This is a genomic window from Streptosporangium minutum (genome assembly GCF_002149035.1).
In the GTDB taxonomy this organism is placed as follows: domain Bacteria; phylum Actinomycetota; class Actinomycetes; order Streptosporangiales; family Streptosporangiaceae; genus Streptosporangium; species Streptosporangium minutum.
Window position 1 is genome coordinate 13,138 of the sequence record NZ_NGFP01000084.1, and the last position, 20,190, is coordinate 33,327.

At 70.8% G+C, this 20,190-nt stretch carries 19 protein-coding genes; 15 read left to right on the forward strand and 4 right to left on the reverse strand.

Features of this window, described 5'->3' with window-relative positions:
- The 3 genes from CA984_RS19230 (at position 1) to rfbD (ending at position 3,209) form a co-directional block, all read left to right on the forward strand.
- Entirely contained in the window at positions 1 to 1,068 is a 1,068-nt protein-coding gene (locus tag CA984_RS19230) for a glucose-1-phosphate thymidylyltransferase (RefSeq protein ID WP_086574298.1), read from the forward strand.
- A 264-nt stretch (positions 1,069 to 1,332) separates the two neighbouring features.
- The gene (rfbB, locus tag CA984_RS19235; protein WP_086574300.1) at positions 1,333 to 2,355 is read left to right on the forward strand and encodes a dTDP-glucose 4,6-dehydratase; all 1,023 of its coding nucleotides are present in this window, start codon (positions 1,333 to 1,335) and stop codon (positions 2,353 to 2,355) included.
- Positions 2,352 to 3,209 carry a dTDP-4-dehydrorhamnose reductase gene (gene rfbD, locus CA984_RS19240; RefSeq protein WP_086574302.1) on the forward strand — a complete coding sequence of 286 codons (858 nt, stop codon included), beginning with the start codon at positions 2,352 to 2,354 and terminating at the stop codon, positions 3,207 to 3,209. The genes rfbB and rfbD overlap by 4 nt, the downstream gene beginning before the upstream one ends.
- Here the strand turns inward: rfbD and rfbC are convergent.
- Positions 3,199 to 3,849 (reverse strand): dTDP-4-dehydrorhamnose 3,5-epimerase, encoded by a 651-nt coding sequence (gene rfbC / locus CA984_RS19245; protein ID WP_086574304.1) that lies wholly within the window; start codon positions 3,847 to 3,849, stop codon positions 3,199 to 3,201. The two genes, rfbD and rfbC, sit on opposite strands and share 11 nt — an antisense overlap.
- A 131-nt stretch (positions 3,850 to 3,980) precedes the next feature.
- On the opposite strand from rfbC, the gene CA984_RS19250 reads away from it, so the two are divergent.
- From CA984_RS19250 to CA984_RS19290, 9 genes are all read left to right on the forward strand, one after another.
- A complete protein-coding gene (locus tag CA984_RS19250; protein ID WP_086574306.1) occupies positions 3,981 to 5,216 on the forward strand; it encodes a class I SAM-dependent methyltransferase in 1,236 nt (411 codons plus the stop codon).
- Complete coding sequence (locus CA984_RS19255) at positions 5,213 to 6,007, forward strand: sugar phosphate nucleotidyltransferase (protein ID WP_012887405.1); 795 nt, start codon at positions 5,213 to 5,215, stop codon at positions 6,005 to 6,007. The genes CA984_RS19250 and CA984_RS19255 overlap by 4 nt, the downstream gene beginning before the upstream one ends.
- Positions 6,004 to 6,690: a PIG-L deacetylase family protein gene (locus CA984_RS19260; RefSeq protein WP_207620936.1), complete on the forward strand. Its 687-nt coding sequence runs from the start codon at positions 6,004 to 6,006 to the stop codon at positions 6,688 to 6,690. Before CA984_RS19255 ends, CA984_RS19260 begins: the two co-directional genes overlap by 4 nt.
- Before the next feature lie 5 nt (positions 6,691 to 6,695).
- On the forward strand, positions 6,696 to 7,739 hold the full coding sequence (locus CA984_RS19265; protein ID WP_086574309.1) for an NAD-dependent epimerase/dehydratase family protein: 1,044 nt from the start codon (positions 6,696 to 6,698) through the stop codon (positions 7,737 to 7,739).
- Positions 7,729 to 9,018: a DUF4910 domain-containing protein gene (locus CA984_RS19270; protein WP_086574311.1), complete on the forward strand. Its 1,290-nt coding sequence runs from the start codon at positions 7,729 to 7,731 to the stop codon at positions 9,016 to 9,018. Before CA984_RS19265 ends, CA984_RS19270 begins: the two co-directional genes overlap by 11 nt.
- Complete coding sequence (locus CA984_RS19275) at positions 9,015 to 10,070, forward strand: hypothetical protein (RefSeq protein ID WP_086574314.1); 1,056 nt, start codon at positions 9,015 to 9,017, stop codon at positions 10,068 to 10,070. Before CA984_RS19270 ends, CA984_RS19275 begins: the two co-directional genes overlap by 4 nt.
- Before the next feature lie 61 nt (positions 10,071 to 10,131).
- The gene (locus tag CA984_RS19280; RefSeq protein WP_086574316.1) at positions 10,132 to 11,649 is read left to right on the forward strand and encodes an oligosaccharide flippase family protein; all 1,518 of its coding nucleotides are present in this window, start codon (positions 10,132 to 10,134) and stop codon (positions 11,647 to 11,649) included.
- 17 nt (positions 11,650 to 11,666) lie between these two features.
- Complete coding sequence (locus tag CA984_RS19285) at positions 11,667 to 12,587, forward strand: glycosyltransferase family 2 protein (protein ID WP_086574318.1); 921 nt, start codon at positions 11,667 to 11,669, stop codon at positions 12,585 to 12,587.
- Between the two features lie 58 nt (positions 12,588 to 12,645).
- Entirely contained in the window at positions 12,646 to 13,548 is a 903-nt protein-coding gene (locus CA984_RS19290) for a phytanoyl-CoA dioxygenase family protein (RefSeq protein ID WP_086574321.1), read from the forward strand.
- Positions 13,549 to 13,571: 23 nt separating this feature from the next.
- Here the strand turns inward: CA984_RS19290 and CA984_RS19295 are convergent, their stop codons facing one another.
- The gene (locus tag CA984_RS19295; RefSeq protein WP_086574323.1) at positions 13,572 to 14,807 is read right to left on the reverse strand and encodes an acyltransferase family protein; all 1,236 of its coding nucleotides are present in this window, start codon (positions 14,805 to 14,807) and stop codon (positions 13,572 to 13,574) included.
- A 225-nt stretch (positions 14,808 to 15,032) separates the two neighbouring features.
- On the opposite strand from CA984_RS19295, the gene CA984_RS19300 reads away from it, so the two are divergent.
- Complete coding sequence (locus CA984_RS19300; RefSeq protein WP_086574326.1) at positions 15,033 to 15,959, forward strand: hypothetical protein; 927 nt, start codon at positions 15,033 to 15,035, stop codon at positions 15,957 to 15,959.
- 63 nt (positions 15,960 to 16,022) lie between these two features.
- On the opposite strand, the gene CA984_RS19305 is transcribed toward CA984_RS19300, so the two are convergent.
- Complete coding sequence (locus CA984_RS19305) at positions 16,023 to 16,898, reverse strand: DUF6492 family protein (protein WP_086574329.1); 876 nt, start codon at positions 16,896 to 16,898, stop codon at positions 16,023 to 16,025.
- A gap of 210 nt (positions 16,899 to 17,108) precedes the next feature.
- Here CA984_RS19305 and CA984_RS19310 point away from each other — a divergent pair, with 210 nt between their 5' ends.
- Together CA984_RS19310 and CA984_RS19315 are read left to right on the forward strand one after the other, a co-directional pair.
- Positions 17,109 to 17,870 carry a hypothetical protein gene (locus CA984_RS19310; protein WP_086574332.1) on the forward strand — a complete coding sequence of 254 codons (762 nt, stop codon included), beginning with the start codon at positions 17,109 to 17,111 and terminating at the stop codon, positions 17,868 to 17,870.
- Between the two features lie 4 nt (positions 17,871 to 17,874).
- The gene (locus CA984_RS19315; protein WP_086574334.1) at positions 17,875 to 19,263 is read left to right on the forward strand and encodes an O-antigen ligase family protein; all 1,389 of its coding nucleotides are present in this window, start codon (positions 17,875 to 17,877) and stop codon (positions 19,261 to 19,263) included.
- A 24-nt stretch (positions 19,264 to 19,287) separates the two neighbouring features.
- Here CA984_RS19315 and CA984_RS19320 read toward each other — a convergent pair whose 3' ends face one another.
- Positions 19,288 to 20,019 (reverse strand): hypothetical protein, encoded by a 732-nt coding sequence (locus CA984_RS19320; RefSeq protein WP_086574336.1) that lies wholly within the window; start codon positions 20,017 to 20,019, stop codon positions 19,288 to 19,290.
- Positions 20,020 to 20,190 lie beyond the last annotated feature (171 nt).

Consider the following 20,190-nt stretch of genomic DNA (forward strand, 5'->3'; position numbering starts at 1 on the left):
GTGAAAGCACTCGTGCTCGCCGGGGGGTCGGGCACTCGGCTGAGGCCGATCACCCACACCTCCGCCAAGCAGCTCGTCCCGGTGGCCAACAAGCCCGTCCTGTTCTACGGGCTTGAGGCCATCGCCGCGGCCGGCATCCGGGAGATCGGGATCGTCGTGGGCGACACGCAGGCCGAGATCGAGGCCGCCGTCGGCGACGGCTCCGCGCTCGGCCTGCAGGTGACCTACATCCGCCAGCACGCCCCGCTCGGGCTCGCCCACGCGGTGCTGATCGCCCGCGACTACCTGGGTGACGACGACTTCGTCATGTATCTCGGCGACAACTTCATCCTCGGTGGCATCAACGGCATCGTCGACCGGTTCGTCCACGACCGTCCGTCCGCCCAGATCATGCTCACCCGGGTCGGCGACCCTCGCCAGTTCGGCGTCGCGGAGCTCGACGCCGGGGGTCGTGTGGTCGGGCTGGAGGAGAAGCCGGCCGACCCCAAGAGCGACCTGGCTCTCGTCGGCGTCTACCTGTTCACCCCCGCGATCCACGAGGCGGTGGCCGAGCTCAAGCCGTCGTGGCGGGGCGAGCTGGAGATCACCGACGCGATCCAGTGGCTGATCCAGGAGGGGCACGAGGTCGAGTCCACCGTCATATCCGGCTACTGGAAGGACACCGGGAACGTCACCGACATGCTGGAGGTCAACAGGCTGGTCCTGGAGTCCCTGGACGGCCGCGTCGACGGCCGGGTGGACGGCGCCAGCGAGCTGATCGGCAGGGTGGTCGTCGAGCCGGGCGCCGTGGTCGAGCGCTCCCGCATCGTCGGCCCGGCGATCATCGGCGCCGGAGCCCGGGTCCTGGACAGCTACGTCGGCCCCTTCACCTCCATCGCCGCCGACTGCGTGGTCAGCGGCAGCGAGATCGAGTACTCGATCGTGCTGCCCCGCTCCTCGATCTCCGGGGTGTCCCGGATCGAGGCCTCGCTCATCGGCCACGACGTCGAGGTCACCCCGGCCCCCAACACCCCCAGAGCCCACCGTCTCGTGCTGGGCGATCACAGCAAGGTGCAGATCAGCTCTTGACATCTTCTCCGCGGCTGAAGCCGAGAGATTCCGACCCTCACAGGTTGGAGTTCCTGTTTCACAGCCGATCGCGGGCACTCGGAACGAGTGCCGTGTCTTACATCAGCTCCGCAGGCGTTGCACCTCTCCACCAGCCCGGCGGCGAGGTCCTTGCGACCGTACAGGCCCGCTTGGTTATCGCAAGCCCGTGCACGACCATAACCGAAAGGGGGCAGGGGTGTACCGCCCATGGCTGAGGCAAGGGGTCTCCACCCCGGAATACCGATGAAGATCTTGGTCATCGGTGGGGCCGGGTTCATCGGTTCCCACTACGTCCGCACGCTCAGCGCGGACGGCGTCGCCGTGACCGTTCTCGACAAGCTCACCTATGCCGGGAACCGGGCGAACCTGGAGGGCGCCGCCCACGAGTTCGTACACGGTGACATCTGCGACGCCGGGCTCCTGGCCGAGGTGGTGCCCGGCCACGAGGTCGTCGTCAACTTCGCGGCCGAGTCCCACGTGGATCGGTCCATCGACGGCGCCGGGGAGTTCGTGCGGACCAACGTGCTCGGCACGCAGACCCTGATGCAGGCGTGCCTCGACGCGGGCACCCGCCGGGTGGTCCAGGTCTCCACCGACGAGGTGTACGGGTCGATCGACACCGGCTCCTGGAAGGAGGACGCGCCGGTGCGGCCACGCTCGCCGTACTCCGCCGCCAAGGCGGGCGGCGACATGATCGCCCTCGCCTACGCGGTCACCCATGGCCTGCCGGTCTCCATCACGCGCTGCGGCAACAACTACGGGCCCCACCAGTATCCGGAGAAGGTGATCCCGCTCTTCGTCACCAACCTCCTGCGGGGACGCAAGGTCCCGCTCTACGGCGACGGCGGCAACGTCAGGGACTGGATCCACGTCGCCGACCACTGCGCGGGCATCCGGCTCGTGGCCGAGCGGGGCGAGCCGGGCGAGGTCTACCACATCGCCGGTACGGCGGAGCTGACCAACACCGAGCTGACCGCCCGGCTGCTGGCGGCCTGCGGCGCCGGCTGGGACATGGTCGAGCACGTCAAGGACCGCAAGGGGCACGACCGCCGCTATTCCCTGGACGACTCCCGGCTGCGTGCCCTGGGCTACCGGCCGAAGGTCCCGTTCGAGCAGGGCCTGGCGGAGACCGTCCGCTGGTACGCCGACAACCCGGACTGGTGGGAGGCCGCCGCGGACCACGGCGACGGCGCGACCGCGGGCGCCGGACGCCCGGCCGGGATCGCGGCCGTGGGCGCCGGGCGGACGGGCGGGGAGATCGCATGAGCCGGTGGTTGATCACCGGGGCTTCCGGCATGCTCGCGACCGAGCTGCTGGGCCGCCTGCAGGCCGCCGGGGAGTCCGTCCTCGCCCTGCGCAGGGACGAGCTCGACCTCCGTGACGGGCCCGCCGTACGGCATCTGGTGTCGGCCTGCCGGCCGGACACCGTGGTGAACTGCGCGGCGTGGACGGCGGTGGACGACGCCGAGACCCACGAGGCCGAGGCGCTCGCCGTCAACGGCCACGGGGTGCGGGCGCTGGCCGAGGCGTGCGAGCGCCTCGGCGCGCGGCTGATCCAGCCCTCTACGGACTACGTCTTCGACGGGACCGCGCTGGACCCCTACCGGGAGGACGCGCGGACCTGCCCGGTCAACGCCTACGGGCGCACCAAGCTCGCCGGTGAGCGGGCCGTGCTGGAGGTGCTGCCCGAGACCGGCTACGTCGTGCGGACCGCCTGGCTGTACGGCGCGACCGGGAAGAACTTCGTCCGGACGATGGCGGACCTGGAGAGGACCCGGCCGACCCTGGACGTCGTCGACGATCAGGTGGGCCCGCCCACCTGGGCCGGAGACCTGGCCGCCGGGATCATCGAGCTGGGCCGCACCGGACCGCCGCCCGGGGTCTACCACGCCACCGGCTCCGGCCAGACGAGCTGGTACGGCTTCGCGCGGGAGATCTTCAAGCTGGTCGGCGCGGACCCGGACCGGATCACCCCGGTCTCCACCAAGGAGTTCGCGCGGCCCGCGCCGCGGCCGGCCTACAGCGTGCTGGGACACGAGCGCTGGAGCCGGGCGGGACTGCCGCCGATGCGGGACTGGCGAGAGGCGTTGCGGGGGTCCGATGTTCTCGTCAGAGGCTAGGCGCGGCGCGGCCCCGGCCACGGGCGGCGGGGTCCCGGTCGCGGCCGGACGCGGCCAGGTCGTCGTAGTGGGCCGCGCACGCGCCGTGGTCCGGCAGCAGGCCCGCGTCCAGGGCCTCCTTGAGGGTGGGGGCGGCGGCGTCCTTGTCCGACAGGATCGGCTCCACACCGGCCGGCCAGTCGATCCCCAGGTCCGGGTCGAGCGGGTGGATCCCGTGCTCGCGCGCGGGGGCGAAGGGCTGCGAGCACAGGTAGACGACCGTGGCCTGCTCGCTGAGCGTCAGGAACCCGTGGCCCAGCCCCTCGGCGACGTAGAGCCCGCGCCGGGACTCGTCGTCCAGCAGGACGCTCTCCCAGCGGCCGAAGGTGGGCGAGCCGGCACGGATGTCCACGACGACGTCGAGGACGGCCCCGGAGACGCACGTGACGTACTTGGCCTGGCCGGGCGGCACGTCGGCGAAATGGATGCCCCGCAGGACTCCCCGCCTGGAGACCGAGCAGTTGACCTGGGCGAGGTCCAGCCGGTGACCGAGGGATTCCTCCAGGTCGGCGGCACGGTAGCTCTCAAGGAACGATCCACGGGGATCAGCGTGGATGCGCGGCGTATGACACCAGGTTCCGTCGATGCTGAGGGGTTCCATGGGCCGAAGCATGCCACAGCGGAACGGTGTAACACCGCCGAAGGATCGGGCGAAATCCTAGGGTTCGCGCTCGATGGAATGATCTTGACGGAGAACGGTCGAGCCGCGTTCCGCGGCGAGGGAGCGTATTGATGACAACCTGCCGGCTGTGCGGCTCCACGAGCCTCGCCAGCGTCGTCGACCTCGGTGCGACACCGCCCTGCGAGCGGTTCCTCACCGCTGAGCAGCTCGACGAGCCCGAGGTCACCTACCCGCTGCACCTGCGGGTGTGCACCGGTTGCTGGCTGGCGCAGATCCCGCCGCTGATCACGCCGGAGGACACCTTCACCGAGTACGCCTACTTCTCGTCCTACTCGACCTCCTGGGTGGAGCACGCGCGGGAGTACGTGAACGGGGCGGTCGAGCGGCTGGGGCTGGACGAGGGCTCGTTCGTGGTCGAGGTGGCCAGCAACGACGGATACCTGCTGCAGCACGTGGTCGAGCGGGGGATCCGGTGCCTGGGCGTCGAGCCGTCGAAGAACGTCGGCGAGGCGGCCAGGGAGCGGGGCGTGCCGACGGTCACGGCGTTCCTCGGCCCCGAGACCGGCGCCGCGGTGCGCGCGGAGCACGGGCCCGCCGACCTCGTGGCGGCCAACAACGTCTACGCCCACATCCCCGACGTCATCGGGTTCACCAAGGGCCTGCGCGCGCTCGTGGCCGACGACGGGTGGGTCTCCATCGAGGTGCAGCACCTGCTCACCCTGATGGAGCACAACCAGTACGACACGATCTACCACGAGCACTTCCAGTACTACACGGTCGCCTCCGCGCAACGCGCCCTGGCCTCCGGCGGGCTGTCCCTCGTGGACGTCGAGCTGCTGCCGACCCACGGAGGCTCGATCCGCCTGTGGGCGCGGCCGCAGGAGGCGGCCGGCGAGCCGGGCGAGCGGGTGGACCAGGTGCTCGCCGCGGAGAAGGCGGCGGGCCTGCACGAGCTGGCCGGATACACCGAGTTCGCCGCCCGGGTGGCCGGCGTCCGGCGGGACCTGCTGAGGTTCCTCGTCGAGGCCGCCGAGCAGGGCAGGACGGTGGTCGGCTACGGCGCGCCGGGCAAGGGCAACACGCTGCTCAACCACTGCGGGGTCCGCGCGGACCTGCTGCAGTACACGGTGGACCGCAACCCCTACAAGCACGGCAGGTTCACCCCCGGCGCGCGGATCCCGATCCTGCCGCCCGAGCGGATCGCCGAGGACCGGCCCGACTACGTGCTGGTCCTGCCGTGGAACCTCCGCGAGGAGCTCACCGCCCAGCTGTCCTTCGTCCATGACTGGGGAGGCCGGCTGGTCTTCCCCATCCCCCGTCTGGAGATCGTCGAGGTGAACCCGTGAAGGTCGTGCTCTTCTGCGGCGGGTACGGAACGCGGATGCGCACCGGCACCCCCGGTGACGCGCCCAAGCCCATGCAGCTCGTGGGTCCCCGCCCGCTCATCTGGCATGTGATGCGCTACTACGCGCACTTCGGGCACACGGAGTTCATCCTCTGCCTCGGCTACGGAGCGCACCACATCAAGGACTTCTTCCTGAACTACCAGGAGACCACCTCCAACGACTTCGTCCTGCGCGGAGGCAGGATCGAGCTGCTGTCCGCCGACATCTCCGAGTGGTCGATCTCCTTCGTGCAGACGGGGATCGAGTCACCGATCGGCGAGCGGCTGCGCCGGGTCCGCGACCACCTCGACGGCGAGGAGATGTTCCTGGCCAACTACGCCGACGTGCTCACCGACGCGCCGCTGCCGGAGATCATCGACCGCTTCGCCGCGTCCGACGCGGGAGCCTCCATGATGGTCGTCCCGCCGTCGGACACCTTCCACTGCGTCGAGCTCGGGGAGCACGGGATGGTCGGCGGGATCACGCCGGTCAGCGAGATGCCGCTCTGGGTGAACGGCGGATACTTCGTGCTCCGCCAGGAGGTCTTCGACCACATCCCGCCGGGAGGCGACCTCGTCGCGGACGGCTGCGCCGAGCTGGCCAAGCGCGGCCGGATGCTCGCCTACCCCCACCGCGGCTACTGGCGGCCGACCGACACGGTCAAGGAGCGGGTCGCCCTCGACGAGGCGTACTCGCGAGGCGAGCGGCCGTGGGCGCTGTGGGAACGCGGACCGGCGGTGCGGACCGCATGATCGGATTTCGGCCGGCCGGGGCGGACGGGGCGACCGGGAACGGCGGGAACGGCGGTCTGGGGAGCGTCGCGCTGCTCGCCGCCCACTGCGACGACCTCGCCATCGGCGCGGGCGGCAGCCTGCTGACCGTCTGCTCGGCACGTCCCGGCCTGCGGGTGGACGCGCTGGTGCTCTCCGGCGGCGGCACCGAGCGGGAGGACGAGGAGCACGCGGCGCTGGCCGCCTTCTGCCCCGGCGCCGACCTGCGGCTCACCGTGCTGAAGCTGCCCGACGGGCGGCTGCCCGCGCACTGGGAGGAGGCGAAGGCCGCCGTGGAGGAGCTGCGCGCACGGTCCGACCCCGATCTGCTGTTCGCGCCGCACCCCGGAGACGCCCACCAGGACCACCGGGGTCTGGCACGGCTGGTGCCCACCGCCTTCCGCGACCACCAGGTGCTCGGCTACGAGATCGTCAAGTGGGACGGCGACCTCGGGCGGCCGCAGGTCTACCAGCCGCTCGCCCCCGAGGTGGCCGAGGCGAAGGTGACCCTGCTCCAGCAGCACTACCCCTCACAGCGGCGACGTCCCTGGTACGACCGCGAGGCGTTCCTCGGGCTGGCCCGCATCCGCGGAATCGAGTGCCACGCGCGCTACGCGGAGGCGTTCCACGTCAACAAACTGACCATCGATCTGGCTGGAGGATGAACCGGATGCGCGTGCTGCTGACCGGGCACCAGGGTTACCTGGGAAGTGTGATGGCCCCGATGCTCGCCGAGGCGGGCCACGAGGTGATCGGCCTGGACTCCGGGCTCTTCGCCGACTGCGTCCTGGGCCCCGTGCCCGACGACCCCCCGGGCCACACGGTCGACCTGCGGGACGTCACCGCCGCCGAGCTGGCGGGGATGGACGCCGTGGTGCACCTCGCCGCGCTGTCCAACGACCCGCTCGGCTCGCTGGCGCCCCAGCTCACCTACGACATCAACCACCACGCCTCGGCGCGCCTGGCCCGGCTGGCCCGCGAGGCGGGCGTGCGCCGGTTCCTGTACGCCTCCACCTGCTCGGTCTACGGCGCCTCCGGCGGCGGCGACCTGGTCGACGAGGACGCGCCGCTGCGCCCGGTGACCCCCTACGCCGAGTCCAAGGTCCGGGTCGAGGACGACCTGGCCGAGCTGGCCGACGACGACTTCACCCCGGTCTTCCTGCGCAACGCCACCGCGTTCGGGTTCTCGCCCCGGCCGCGCGCCGACATCGTGCTGAACAACCTCGTCGGGCACGCGCTGCTCACGGGCGAGGTCCGGGTGCTGTCCGACGGCACCCCGTGGCGGCCGCTGGTGCACGCCCAGGACATCGCGAGCGCCTTCGTCCTGGCCCTGACCGCTCCCCGTGAGGCCGTGCACGCCAGGGCGTTCAACGTGGGCACCGAGCAGAACAACGTGACCGTGGCGGAGATCGCCGCCGAGGTCGTCGAGGTGGTGCCCGGCTCCGAACTGGTGATCACCGGGGAGGCCGGGGCGGACCCGCGCTCCTACCGGGTGGACTTCTCCCGCATCCGCGCCGCGCTGCCCGGCTACCAGGCGCACTGGACGGTCAAGGAGGGCGCGGTCGAGCTGGTCGAGGCCTACCGGCGGTTCGGCCTGACCGAGCGGGACTTCCAGCACCGTTTCACCAGGCTCGCGCGGCTGTCGGCCCGGCGCGCCGAGGGCAGCGTCGACGACGCGTTGCGACCGCACGAGGTGGCCGCAGGTGACGATTGAGACCGTGGGGCGTGAGATGCACGCCCTGGTCGAGCGGCTCTACCCGCTGTGCCGGAGCATCACCGGCGACGGGGTGCGCCGCACTCTGGAGATCGTCGGGGAGTCCGTGCCCCTGCGGATCCACGAGGTGCCGACGGGGACCGAGGTCCTCGACTGGACGGTGCCCAGGGAGTGGAACATCCGTGACGCCTACATCAAGGACGCGTCAGGCGCCCGGGTGGTCGACTTCGCGGAGTCCAACCTCCACGTGGTCGGCTACAGCGTCCCGGTGTCGGCCACCATGTCCCTGGAGGAGCTCCGCGGCCACCTGCACACCCTGCCCGACCAGCCCGACCTGATCCCCTACCGGACCAGCTACTACGCGGAGACCTGGGGGTTCTGCCTGCGGGAGAGCACCCTGGCCGGCCTCCCGGAGGGCGACTACGAGGTCCGGATCGACTCGACCCTGGCCGACGGCCACCTGACCTACGGCGAGCATGTGGTGCCCGGCCGGGTACCCGACGAGGTGCTCGTCTCCTGCCACGTGTGCCACCCCTCGCTGGCCAACGACAACCTGGCGGGCATCGCCGTGGCGACCAGGCTCGCGCGGCGGCTGGCCGAGTCCGACCCGTGGTACACCTACCGCTTCCTGTTCATGCCCGGCACGATCGGCGCGATCACCTGGCTGGCGCGTAACCGGGAGCGCGTCGGAAGGGTCAAGCACGGGCTCGTGCTGGCCTGCGCGGGAGACAGCGGCGCGCTGACCTACAAGCGCAGCAGGCGCGGGGACGCGGAGATCGACCGGGTGGTGCGGCACGTCCTGCGCACCTCTGGCCGCGACCACGAGATCGTGGACTTCTCCCCGTACGGCTACGACGAGCGGCAGTTCTGCTCGCCCGGTTTCGACATGCCGGTCGGCTCCCTGACCCGCACGCCGTACGCCGGCTACCCGGAGTACCACACCTCGGCGGACAACCCGGACTTCGTCTCACCCGAGGCGATGACGGACACCCTGGAGACCTGCTGGGAGATCACCCGGGTGCTGGAGCGCAACCACCGCTATCTCAACCTCAGCCCGTACGGCGAGCCACAGCTCGGCAGGCGGGGCCTGTACGGCTCGCTGGGGGGACGCAGCGACACCAAGCAGGCGCAGATGGCGATGTTGTGGGTGCTGAACCTCTCCGACGGAGAGCACAGCCTGCTGGACATCGCGGAACGGTCCGACCTGCCCTTCGCCACCGTGGCGGATGCGGCACAAGCCCTGCGTGGTGCGGGACTCGTCAAGGAGAAGGGGAAATGACGCAGGTTCAGACCGTCACGGGTTCCGGGGTGCTCAACCTCCGGGTCGGTGAGGTGGTGGAGGTCCTCAGCGAGGCCGAGATCATGGCCACCCTGGACGAGAGGGGCGAGCTGGACGAGCTGCCCTTCATGCCGGAGATGCTCGCCTTCTGCGGGCGGCGGCTCACCGTGCACAAGGTGGCCTACAAGCTCTGCGACACGATCAGCCGTACCGGCATGCGGCGGATGGAACGTGCCGTACACCTGACCGGGGCGCGCTGCGACGGGCAGGCGCACGGCGGCTGCCAGACGGCCTGCCTGATGTACTGGAAGGAGGCCTGGCTCAAGCGGGTGGACCCCGGCGCCCCCGCGGCGCCCGCCCCGGCGGCCTCCGGGGAATCCGCGGCGACCGGGGGATCGGGCGGCCTCGCGGCGGGCCGCCGCCTCCTGCCGATCCTGGAGGTCGCCGCCAGGAAGGAGCCCGGTCCCGACGGGGAGGAGCGCTTCTCCTGCCAGGCCACCGAGCTGCTGCGGGCCGCGCCCACCTGCCTGCCGCTCAAGGACCTCCGGCAGTACGTCACGGACGTGCGCACCGGCAACGCGGGCACGTTCTTCGCGCTCCGCGCCCTTCTCGTCGGGCTTTTCAACCGCTTTCAGGACCGGAGCGGGCGGGTGCTGCCAAGCTGGCTGCAGATCAAGGGGGGCCTCAGGTGGGGCTTCGTCAGGGGCCGGCTCGTCGGCGCGACGCCGAGCGTCACCCTCGACCTCCAGCCGGGAGAGCTCGTCCGGATCAAGTCCAAGGAGGAGATCGTCGAAACCCTCAACCAGGACCTGCTCAACCGCGGGATGGGGTTCGAGGAGGAGATGTCGCGTTACTGCGGGCAGACGGCACGGGTGCTCTCGCGCGTCGATCGGTGCATCGACGAGAAGACCGGCCGGATGCTCCAGATGAAGACCCCCTGCATCGTCCTGGAGGGCATCGTCTGCGCGGGTGCGTACACCGTCAGCTGCCCCCGGGAGTTCATCCCGTTCTGGCGAGAGATCTGGCTGGAACGGGTCGAGGAACCCGCCTGACCGGATCAGGGCACCGGCTGCGGCGGTGCCGGTCCGGGGGGTGAACCGTGAAAGGTAAGAGATGGAAGACAGACAGGGCGCGGAGCCGGCGACGGCCGACGCGGAGCCGGCCGCGGCCACCTCCCAGGTCGGGGAGATCGGCCGCCAGGCCGGTCGCGGGCTGCGCTGGAGCCTGCTGGGCAACCTGGTGATGAAGGTCGGCTCGTTCGCCATGAGCCTGGTCCTCGCCCGGCTGCTGGTACCGGAGGACTTCGGCGTCTTCGCCATCGCGCTGGCGGCGAGCCAGATGGTCATCCACATCAACGACGCCGGCATCATCGCGGCGACCGTGCAGTGGCGGGGCAGACTTGAGGAGATGGCGCCCACGGCGACGGTCGTGGCCATCACCTCCAGCGGCGTCCTGTACGGGATCTTCTGGATGATCGCGCCGTACTTCGCGCAGCTGTCCGGCAGCGAGGAGGCCACCTGGGTGATCCGGGTGCTCGCGGCCACCAACGTCGTCTACGGCCTGACCGCCGTGCGCAGCGCGGCGCTGCTGCGCAGGTTCGAGCAGGACAAGCTCACCAAGGCCAACCTGGTGGGCTTCCTGGTCAACGCCACGGTCTCCATCTCGCTCGCCGCCGGCGGCGCCGGCGCCTTCAGCTTCGCCTGGGGCCAGCTCGCGGGCGCCTCGGTCACCGGGGTGCTGGTGGTCGCCTTCGCGCGGCTGCGGATCCGGTTCGGCCTCGACCGCGCGGTCGCCAGGCGGCTGCTGGTCTTCGGGCTCCCGCTGTGCGTGAGCCTCGGCATCGAGGGCGTGCTGCTCAACGCCGACTCCGTCATCGTCGGCAACGCCCTCGGGCCCACCCTGCTCGGCCTCTACCTGCTCGCGTTCAACATCTCCAGCTGGGTGCCCGGCCTGATCGGCACGGCCGTGCGCTACGTCGCGCTGCCCAGCTTCTCGCGGCTGGCGGAGGAAGACCCGAAGTCGCTGTCGCTGGGCGTGCAGCGGGCGGTCCCGCTGCTGCTGTCCATCGTGCTGCCGATCGCGGTGGTGATGGGCACGCTCGCCCCCGCGCTGGTGGTCTTCCTGTACGGCGAACGCTGGGCCCCCTCCGCCGAGGTGCTGCGTTTCCTGGCGATCGTGATGACCGTGCGGATGCTGACCGCCCTGGCGTTCGACGTCCTGGCCTCTCTCGGCGCCACCAAGGCGACCGTCTGGCTCAACCTGGGCTGGGCGGTGGCGCTGGTGCCCGCGCTGACGACCGGTGCGCGCGTGGACGGCATCCGGGGCGCGGCGATCGGGCACGCGGTGGTCGCCGTCCTGGTCGCGCTGCCGCTGGCGACGCTCGCCCTGCACAGAGCGGGGGTGGTCCTCGCCCCGATCGCCTCCGCCCTGGTGCGCCCGCTGCTCGGCGGCGTGCTCGCGGCGGCCGTCATGACGTCGCTGGCCCAGGCCGTCCACGGCGTCCCGCTGGTCCAACTGTGCGTGGCGGGCGGCACGGGACTGCTCGCCTTCATCCTCGTCGTCGTGCCGCAGGCCGTGCTCAGGCAGCTGGGCGGCAGGGTGACCGAGCTGATCCCCGCACGCTCCCGCTGACTGGAGAGGGAAACCGGATGCTTGGAACCGACACGCTGGTGTCCGTCGGGCTGCCCGTGCGCAACGGCGCCGCGAGGCTGGAGGGCGTGGTCAGGTCGGTGCTGGCGCAGGACCACGAGAACATCGAGCTGGTGATCTGCGACAACGCCTCCACCGACGACACCGAGGAGTTCTGCCGGGAGCTGGCGCGCTCCGACAGCCGGATCACCTACCACCGGCAGCCGGAGAACGTGGGGCTGCTCAACAACTTCATCCACGCGGGGCGGATCGCCCGGGGGACGTTCTTCCGCTGGGTCGGCGACGACGACTGGCTGGCCCCCGAGTGCGTCTCCCGGTCCCTGCGCGCCTTCGCCGAGGACGAGCGGCTCATCCTGGTCACCACGCAGGTGTCCTACTCCGACCCCGACGGGACGGACCGGACCGGCGTCTACGAGGGCACGGGACTGCTGTCCGACGACCCGGTCGAGCGGTTCGCCGAGATGCTGCGCATGCTCAACGAGAGCCACCTGCTGATCGACCCCCTGTACGGCCTGATGCGCCGCGCCGCCGTCGTCGGCATCCCCCGGCGCAACATGCTCCGCGAGGACGAGGTGTTCGCGGCGAAGCTCGCGCTGGCCGGGCCGTGGGGTCACGTGCCCGAGGTGCTGGCCCGCCGCAACTGGAAGCACGAGCGCATCGGGGTGGTCGGACGCCGCCTCGGCGTGCCCGCCTGGCAGGCGCACTTCTCCTCCACCCTGCAGTACCGCGAGATCCTGCGCTGGCTGGGTGAGATCGACCTCACCCGGGAGCAGCGCGGCCGCGCGCGCGCCGCCGCGCACCGGATGTACGCCCGCCGCCAGTGGCGGACCGTGTCCCACCGCGGCCGCAAGCTCGCGCGGCTGGGCACCGGGCTGCTCCTGCCCGGCCGGTCCTCCGGACGCTCGGCGGCCGGAAGCTGATCATGAATCACCGTGTGCGTACGAGCCACACCCGTCGCGAACAAGGAGAGCGTTCAGGATGACCACCGTCTTTTCCAACAGCGTGGTGGACGACGACACCCGGCGCGGCCTGCTCTACGAGGGGAAGGTGTTCACCTACTCCGCGACGCCGGCCTCCAAGGAGCTCGTCGGTCTCGCCCAGCAGCTGATCGCCGAGGCGTTCGGCGACCACGACCCGCAGACCGCCCAGTTCGACATGCCGGTCGAGGAGTTCGCGGCCCTGCTCGCCGGCCTCAAGCCGAGGTTCATCCACCATCCCCGGTGCAAGGAGCTGCTGCCGGCCGTGCTGGAGGAGCTCGGCTGCTCCCTCGACCGGACCTACTTCGACGTCCCCCGGCTGCGCACCTCCACCTCCAACGACTACCTCACCTCGGGCATCTCCTACGCCTTCCACCCGCACCGCGACTGCTGGTACTCCGCCCCGTTCAACCAGCTCAACTGGTGGATCCCGGTCTACCCGGTGGTGCCGGAGAACGTGATGGCCTTCCATCCCCAGTACTTCGACCGCCCCGTGCGCAACGGAAGCGCGCGCTACGACTACGCCGAGTGGAACCGGACCAGCCGGCTCAGCGCGGCCCGGCACGTGCGCAGCGACACCAGGGAGCAGCCCAGGCCCGAGGAGCCGATCGAGCTCGATCCGCAGGTGCGGGTGGTGCCCGAGCCGGGCGGGGTGATGCTGTTCTCCGGCGCGCAGCTGCATTCGACGGTCCCCAACACCTCGGGCAGGACCCGCTTCAGCATCGACTTCCGTACCGTGAACATCGACGACGTGCGCGCCCGCCGGGGCGCGGCGAACGTGGACGCGGCGTGCACGGGCACGACCCTGCGCGACTTCGTGCGCTGCTCCGACCTCGACCCGATGCCGGAGGGGCTGGCACTGGAGTACGAAGCCGAGGCCGAGGCGCTGGCCCGGGTGAGGTGACGGCTCCGGCCGCCGTCCGCTGCCTACGGCGCGGGACGTATGGCCGCGCGCATCCGTGACAGCCTGGCCCGTGCCGCCTCGCGCAGCGCGGGCCAGCTGCGGTGACGCTGGAACGGTAGCTCGAAGACCGCCGCGAACGCCCGGGCCGTCAGCAGGGCCACCGGTACGGCCAGCACGAGGGCGGTCAGGAACGCGGGCAGGCCCGCGGGCACGCGCGGCGCGACGATCAGCTGGTGGATCGCCACGACGATCGGGGCGTGGATCAGGTAGAGGGTGTAGGAGAAGGAGCCGAGACTCCGGATCGGCCGCAGGTCCAGCAGCCGGACCAGGGCCGCCGGCCGGCCCGTCGCCACCCCGGCCAGCAGCAGGCCCACCGCGGGGCCGAGCGCGATGTCGACCCAGAAGTAGTGCTCCACCGTCCAGACCGAGCCCCGCACGACGATCACCACGAGCACCGGGAGGGCGGCGAGCGGCGCCAGCCAGTGCCAGGGCAGCCGCCGGACGCGTCCGTCCGCGGCGATGACGCCCGCGGCGACCACGCCCACCGCGAACAGCACCGCGAACTGGGGCGTCAGCCGCATCAGCATGCCCACGGCGGGCACACCGGGCGCGAGCAGGCCGATCGCCGCCACGAGCGCGGTGACGATCCCGAGCATCACGGCCGCGCCCGCCCTGCGCAGGATCAGCAGCAGAAGCGGGAAGACCAGGTAGAGCTGGGCCTCGATGGCGATGGACCAGAAGGCGCCGTTGGGGCTCGGCGCGCCGAAGAGGTCCTGGAGCAGCAGGCCGTAGACGGCCACCGACTTGGCCGTGGGCGGTCCCTCGCCCGGCTGGGCGACCAGGGTCCACGCGATCAGCAGGCTGAACGCCAGGGCGGCCCAGTAGGGCGGCAGGATGCGCCAGGCGCGGCGCTGGGCGAACCGGCCCATGCCGCCCAGCCGCCATTGCGACCGCGCGGGGGAGACGGCCAGGGAGAAGCCCGACAGGACGATGAACACGACCACCGCGAAGTGCCCGTAGAGCAGCCAGCCGAGCCAGCTCGGGCCGGTGTTGGCCGGGTATCCGGGAAAGGCCATCAGCCAGCAGTGGTGAACCATGACGAACAGGGCCGCGACGCCGCGGATCCCGTCCAGTCCCGCCAGCCGGCCGCGGCCGCCGGCTGCCCGCTCCGGATCGCCGGCCGCCCGCTCCGGACCGTCGCCCGCCCGCTCCGGACCGTCGGCCGGATCAGGCTGAACATCCCTTTCGGGTGATTTCATCCGCTAAAACCCCGTCTCAGACTGATAGGGGCTGTCGCGTCTCCCCTTTTTGGCCTATCGACGGGTCTATCGCTGTATGGTCACCAGACGTAACATCCGATGAGGAATGCCGGGCGGCCTGGCTCCATGCCCGGCCGATGTAACGGGAGCTCTCTGCTTCCCGATGGGTAATTGTATTGTCGCGGGGGGTGGCGGTGCCCCGTCATAAATTAGGGGCGGATAAATATGGACTTCTGGAAGGCCATATTCGGGCTCGTCAAGCGTAGACTCATCGGCCCTCCCCTGGCCGTGCTCGCGCTCGCGGCGGCGACCCTGGTCTTCTTCCTGATGCCCACCACCTACGTGTCGACCGCGTCCATGGTGCTCACCACCCCCGCGACCGGTGGAACGCTCCCATCCGACCCGACCAAGCCCCTCGGGCTGACCAACCCGTTGCTTCAGTTCAGCGACGGCCTCCGGGTCACGGCCGGCATCCTCATCCTCTCCATGAACGCCCCCGAGGTCGCGGCCGAGCTGGGCGTGCTGCCGAACGGCACCACCGAGATCACGATCAACGACGGCCGCACCAACCCGAACCTGCTGGGCATCAGCACCAACGGCCCGTTCGTCTACGTGGAGGTCCAGAGCCGGTCCGCCGCCACCGCCCAGGACGTGGTGGTCAAGGCGAAGCAGCGCGTCCGCCGGGAGCTGACCAACCGCCAGCAGGCGCTCAAGGCCCCGCGCTCCACCTTCATATCGATCGTCGACGTGGTGCCCTCCTCCACCCCCGAGGCCAAGCTCTCGGGGAAGCTGACGGCCGCCGGCGGGACCCTGTTCCTCGTGTTCCTGGTCGGCATCGGCATCGCCTACGCCATGACCCAGATGCGGCAGGGCGGGCGGTCCGCCGATCCCGCGCGTCCCTCCGAGGGGGGCGGCGGGCCGAAGGAGGACGCCCCCGGGGCCGCCGCGTTCTCCGACACCGGGGCGGGCGCCGACCCGTTGACCGTCTACCCGCGGATGGACACGCGGGAGGCCGTGGAAGGACCGTTCCACGACGACCCCGAGCCGCTCGTCGTCGTGATCGAGAACGAGCCGTTCACGCACCGCGACGACGACGCCGGCGACACCATCGTGTTCATGCGCGCCAGCGGCCGGGACGACCACGAGAAGTGAGCGGGCCCTCCGACGGCCGCGCTCCGGCCGCCGAAGGGCCGGGCACATCGCCGGCGGCCCACGTCATCCGGTGATCTGGGCGCACCGTTCGATGGCTGCCCGCCGTACGTCCCACGGAGTCTCCGACTTCGCCGAGATCATCATCGCCACCGCCTCCGGGCCCAGCCGGTCGGCGAACGCGATGGCCCCCTCATGGTCCAGCGGGGTCCGCTGCCAGTTCTTGTGGCAGATCGTGGTGTTCGAGGGCGGAGGCTCCGCGGACCCGCCCAGGACCTCGTCGACGAACACGCCGTAGAGCATGAACTCCGAGATGTGCAGGCGGGAGTTGAAAGCGTCCATCCAGTGCCGCCCGGTGGTCTCGCTCACCCGCCGCTGCATGGCGCGGACGGTGGCGGGGGCCCAGAAGTTCAGCGCGGTCACGTAGTCGGTCAGCGGGGGCGGCGGCGCCGGGGGAAGGCCGAGCAGCTCGCGGGAGACCTGGTGCCACAGGACGTGCCGCTCCATGTCCGCGGTCACCCCCTTCTCCTCGCGGTGCAGGCACAGCCGCCCGTCGGCGGTGAAGCTCTCCAGGGTGGTCGGGCGGACCAGCACCACGTCGGAGTCGGCGATCATCACGGCGTCCACGTCGAGCCGGGCGGCGAGGGCGATCTTGAGCGTCTGCTGCATGACCCAGCCCCGGACCGGAGGCCACGGCCTCCGGGCGTTGACCCACAGGGGGTAGGGCGCCAGGCGGAAGTAGTACTTCGGGAGAAGCTCCTGGTAGGTCCATATACGGCAGCGCGGACCGGCGTACTTGGCGAAGACGCTCGTCCACACCGGAGAGATGATCACATGGTGTACGGTCTCGTCCGAGGTGTATTCCAGGACCGAACGGTGAAGATCGGCGAACAGCTCCGCGTCGGGCCCGTGGCTCGGTGTGATGACGGCAAGCTCGGTCATGGACAGTGGACTCCAGTCATGCGGAATCGATGGTCACGAAACACCCGCAATCAGTATCGTCACACCGGTTGGACCGTTACGGCAGGCGTTCGGGGCAACCTCGGTCCCATTCCGGGGTCCCATTCCGAGTAACGCCCCGCCCAGGTCCGGGCGATGACCATTAGCGGGCTTCTGTGCGGTCGCCCGCCGTTCGGTTCGGGGAGGAAACGCATGGACTTCTGGGGAACGGTCCTCGTCGTATTCCGCCGCTGGTACATCTTCCTGCCGATATTCGCGCTGTCCCTCACCGCCGCCGGCGGCATCTATTCGACGGTCACGACGACCTACACCTCCAGCGCCGTCCTCATCCTGACCACGCCGACCACCGGCGGCAGCCTGCCGACCAACCCGGACATCCCCAACGGCCTGACCAACCCCATGCTCAACTTCGACCACGGGCTGAGCATCTCCGCCTCGATCCTCATCGCGGCGATGGGGACGTCGGACATGGCGGCCGAGCTCGGCGTGAGGGACGGCGGGGACTTCGCCTTCAGGGTGACCAACGGCGGCAACAACCTGGAGTCGCTCGCCACTGGACCGTTCCTGTTCATCGAGGGCGAGGCCTCCTCCGCGGCGGCCGCGCAGGACATCGTGAGGCGGGTCATCGTCCGGGCGAAGGCCGAGCTCGATCACCGGCAGAAGGCGGTGCGGGCCCCCATGGCGACCTACATCACCACCTACGAGGCGGTGCCGCCGACCACCCCGATGGCGCAGCGGGGCCGGAAGCTGCGCGCCGTCGCGGCGGCGATGGGCGTGGGCGTCGTGGCGAGCCTGTGCGCCTCGTTCATGGCCGAGAGCTTCTTCCAGAGACGGAAGGCCCGTCGCCAGGCCGGCGCCCCGGACCCCGCCGACGCGGCGGGCGAGCGGCCCCTGCCGGACCGGGCCGCCCTCAACGGCCGGGCGCACGCCGACGGCCCGGTTGCGAGGCACTGACCCCATGTCGGCCAAACTCACCCTGCCGGTCCGCCGGCGTGCCGACGGCGCGACCCTGGCCAGCCTCTTCGCCGTCGCGCTGCTGATCGTCCCGGCCCGCATGGTCTTCCGGGCGCTGCCGCTGTCGATCACACCGGCCAGCCTCATCGCCCTCGCCGCGGCCCTTCTCTGGCTGTGCGCGCACCTCACTCTCACGCTGGGCATGGCCAAGGGCCGCAACCCGGTGCGTACCGCGCTGTTCGTCTACCTGACCGCGATCGTCGCCACGTACGGCTACGCCACCTACGGCTACATGCCGTCCGACGAGCTCAACCTGGCCGACCACGCCCTGATCCTGCTGGTGGCCAACGCCGGTCTCGCGCTCATGATGTGCGACGGGGTCCGCGGCGCCGCGCGCCTCGACTTCGTGCTCCAGGCCGTCGTGGTGGCCGCGTCGGTCATCGCGGTGATCGGGGCCTTCCAGTTCCTGTTCGACCTCGACCTCACCCAGTACATGCAGATCCCCGGACTCCGCTACACCTCCGAGGACGGATTCATCACCGAGAGATCCGACTTCCGCCGGGTCGCCGCGACGACCGGCCATCCCATCGAGTTCGGTGTCGTGTGCGCGATGCTCCTGCCGATCGCCGTCCACTACGGCTTCCAGGCCGGCGAGCGCGCCGAGCCCGCCCTGCGGTGGTGGGTGTGCTCCGGGCTGATCGGGATGGGCCTGATGTTCTCGGTCTCGCGCTCCGCGGTGCTCGGGCTGGCCGGCGTCGGCGTCGTCCTGTTCCTCGGCTGGCCCGCCCGGCGGCGGCTGCACGCGATGGGAGTCGTCCTCGTCTTCCTGATCCTGATGAGGATCATGGTCCCGGGGCTCCTGGGCACGTTCTACGGCCTGTTCGCGAACTTCGGCAACGACGACAGCATCCGCTACCGCACGCACGACTACGAGGTCGCCGCCCACGAGATCGCCAAGCATCTGTGGCTGGGCCGTGGAGCGGGCACGTGGTACGCCCCGAAGCATCAGGTCTTCGACAACCAGTACATCCTGTCCACGGTGGAGACCGGTCTGATCGGCATCGGGGCGATCGTCGGGATGTTCGCGTGCGCGATCTACGCGGGGCTCCGGGCCCGCCACCTGAGCAGCGATCCCGGCACGCGCGACCTGGGCCTCACCCTGGCCGCCTGCATGGTGGTCCCGCTCATCGGTGCGGCGACCTTCGACCTGCTCTCCTTCGCCACCGTCACCGGTCTGGCGTTCCTGCTGATCGGCGCCGCGGGGTCGCTCCTGCGCAGCGCCACCGAGACGGCCGCGCTCCATCCCCGCGACACCGGTACGTTCTGGCGCGTCCGCACCCCCAAGGATCTGTTCCGCGGATCAGGCGGGAGGAGCGACCAGGTCGTGTCCTGACCGCTCCCGCCCGCCGGGCCCGTCTCAGCCGTCGCACTCCAGCGGTCCGACGACGGAGGTGATCCGGTAGTTCTGATCGATCTTCACCAGGGAGTTGCCGGCCCAGTCGATGGCCTTGCAGTCGGCCTCGACCGGTCCGTAGATCCAGGAGTCGTCGACCAGCTTGTTGCCGCGCACGACCAGCTTTCCGCGCGCGTTCTTCAGCTGGATGCTGTAGGTGCCGCCCATCACGAGGTTGTCCGTGACGACGGCGTCGACGATCTGCTTGTCGACGAGGAAGATCGGCGCGGTGACGTCCTTGGCGTTGCGCTGGTCGATGGTGTTGTGGTCGAAGGTCAGGCCCCTGCCGGTGTTGTAGGTCTGGATGCCGTCGGAGTGGTCACCCGGGTTGGAACACAGGTTGGCGTATGAGTCGCGGATGACGACGTCGTCGCCGGAGGCGCGGAAGCCGTCACCGTGGTTGCGGACGTGCACCCGCAGGGCGGTGTACTTGTCCTGCCCGATCCCCGGCAGTGTCTTGCAGCCCTGGGCGGGGCCGACGGTCGAGTCGGTGATGGTGAACCGGTAGGTCCGGGGGCCGTCGGCGTTGATGACGCTCCCGTCGATCTGGCTGTTCCTGACCGTGACGTTCTCGGCGTGGATCAGCAGGTCGCCGGGGATGTGCACGCCGTCCAGCACGGCTCCGGGCTTGGTGACCCGGTAGGCGGCGCCGTCCTCGTTGAGGGTGCTCCTGCTCAGCTGGGTGCCGGCGGGCACGCCGGTGCAGGCCGGGGTCGGATGCCCCGCACAGCTGCTGCCACCGTCGTCCGGCCGGGGGGTCAGCGTCGGCCCCGGGGTCAGTGTCGGCCGGGAGGTCGGTGTGGGCTTCGGGGTGACCGTGGGCCGGGGGGTCGGCGTCGGCTTCGGGGCTGTCTCTTATACCAATCT

Coding starts and splice junctions, on each gene's coding strand:
- rfbB (WP_086574300.1), top strand. CDS start 1,333: ATGAAGATCTTGGTCATCGGTGGGGCCGGGTTCATCGGTTCCCACTAC.
- rfbD (WP_086574302.1), top strand. CDS start 2,352: ATGAGCCGGTGGTTGATCACCGGGGCTTCCGGCATGCTCGCGACCGAG.
- rfbC (WP_086574304.1), bottom strand. CDS start 3,849: ATGGAACCCCTCAGCATCGACGGAACCTGGTGTCATACGCCGCGCATC.
- CA984_RS19250 (WP_086574306.1), top strand. CDS start 3,981: ATGACAACCTGCCGGCTGTGCGGCTCCACGAGCCTCGCCAGCGTCGTC.
- CA984_RS19260 (WP_207620936.1), top strand. CDS start 6,004: ATGATCGGATTTCGGCCGGCCGGGGCGGACGGGGCGACCGGGAACGGC.
- CA984_RS19265 (WP_086574309.1), top strand. CDS start 6,696: ATGCGCGTGCTGCTGACCGGGCACCAGGGTTACCTGGGAAGTGTGATG.
- CA984_RS19275 (WP_086574314.1), top strand. CDS start 9,015: ATGACGCAGGTTCAGACCGTCACGGGTTCCGGGGTGCTCAACCTCCGG.
- CA984_RS19280 (WP_086574316.1), top strand. CDS start 10,132: ATGGAAGACAGACAGGGCGCGGAGCCGGCGACGGCCGACGCGGAGCCG.
- CA984_RS19285 (WP_086574318.1), top strand. CDS start 11,667: ATGCTTGGAACCGACACGCTGGTGTCCGTCGGGCTGCCCGTGCGCAAC.
- CA984_RS19290 (WP_086574321.1), top strand. CDS start 12,646: ATGACCACCGTCTTTTCCAACAGCGTGGTGGACGACGACACCCGGCGC.
- CA984_RS19295 (WP_086574323.1), bottom strand. CDS start 14,807: ATGAAATCACCCGAAAGGGATGTTCAGCCTGATCCGGCCGACGGTCCG.
- CA984_RS19300 (WP_086574326.1), top strand. CDS start 15,033: ATGGACTTCTGGAAGGCCATATTCGGGCTCGTCAAGCGTAGACTCATC.
- CA984_RS19305 (WP_086574329.1), bottom strand. CDS start 16,898: ATGACCGAGCTTGCCGTCATCACACCGAGCCACGGGCCCGACGCGGAG.
- CA984_RS19310 (WP_086574332.1), top strand. CDS start 17,109: ATGGACTTCTGGGGAACGGTCCTCGTCGTATTCCGCCGCTGGTACATC.
- CA984_RS19315 (WP_086574334.1), top strand. CDS start 17,875: ATGTCGGCCAAACTCACCCTGCCGGTCCGCCGGCGTGCCGACGGCGCG.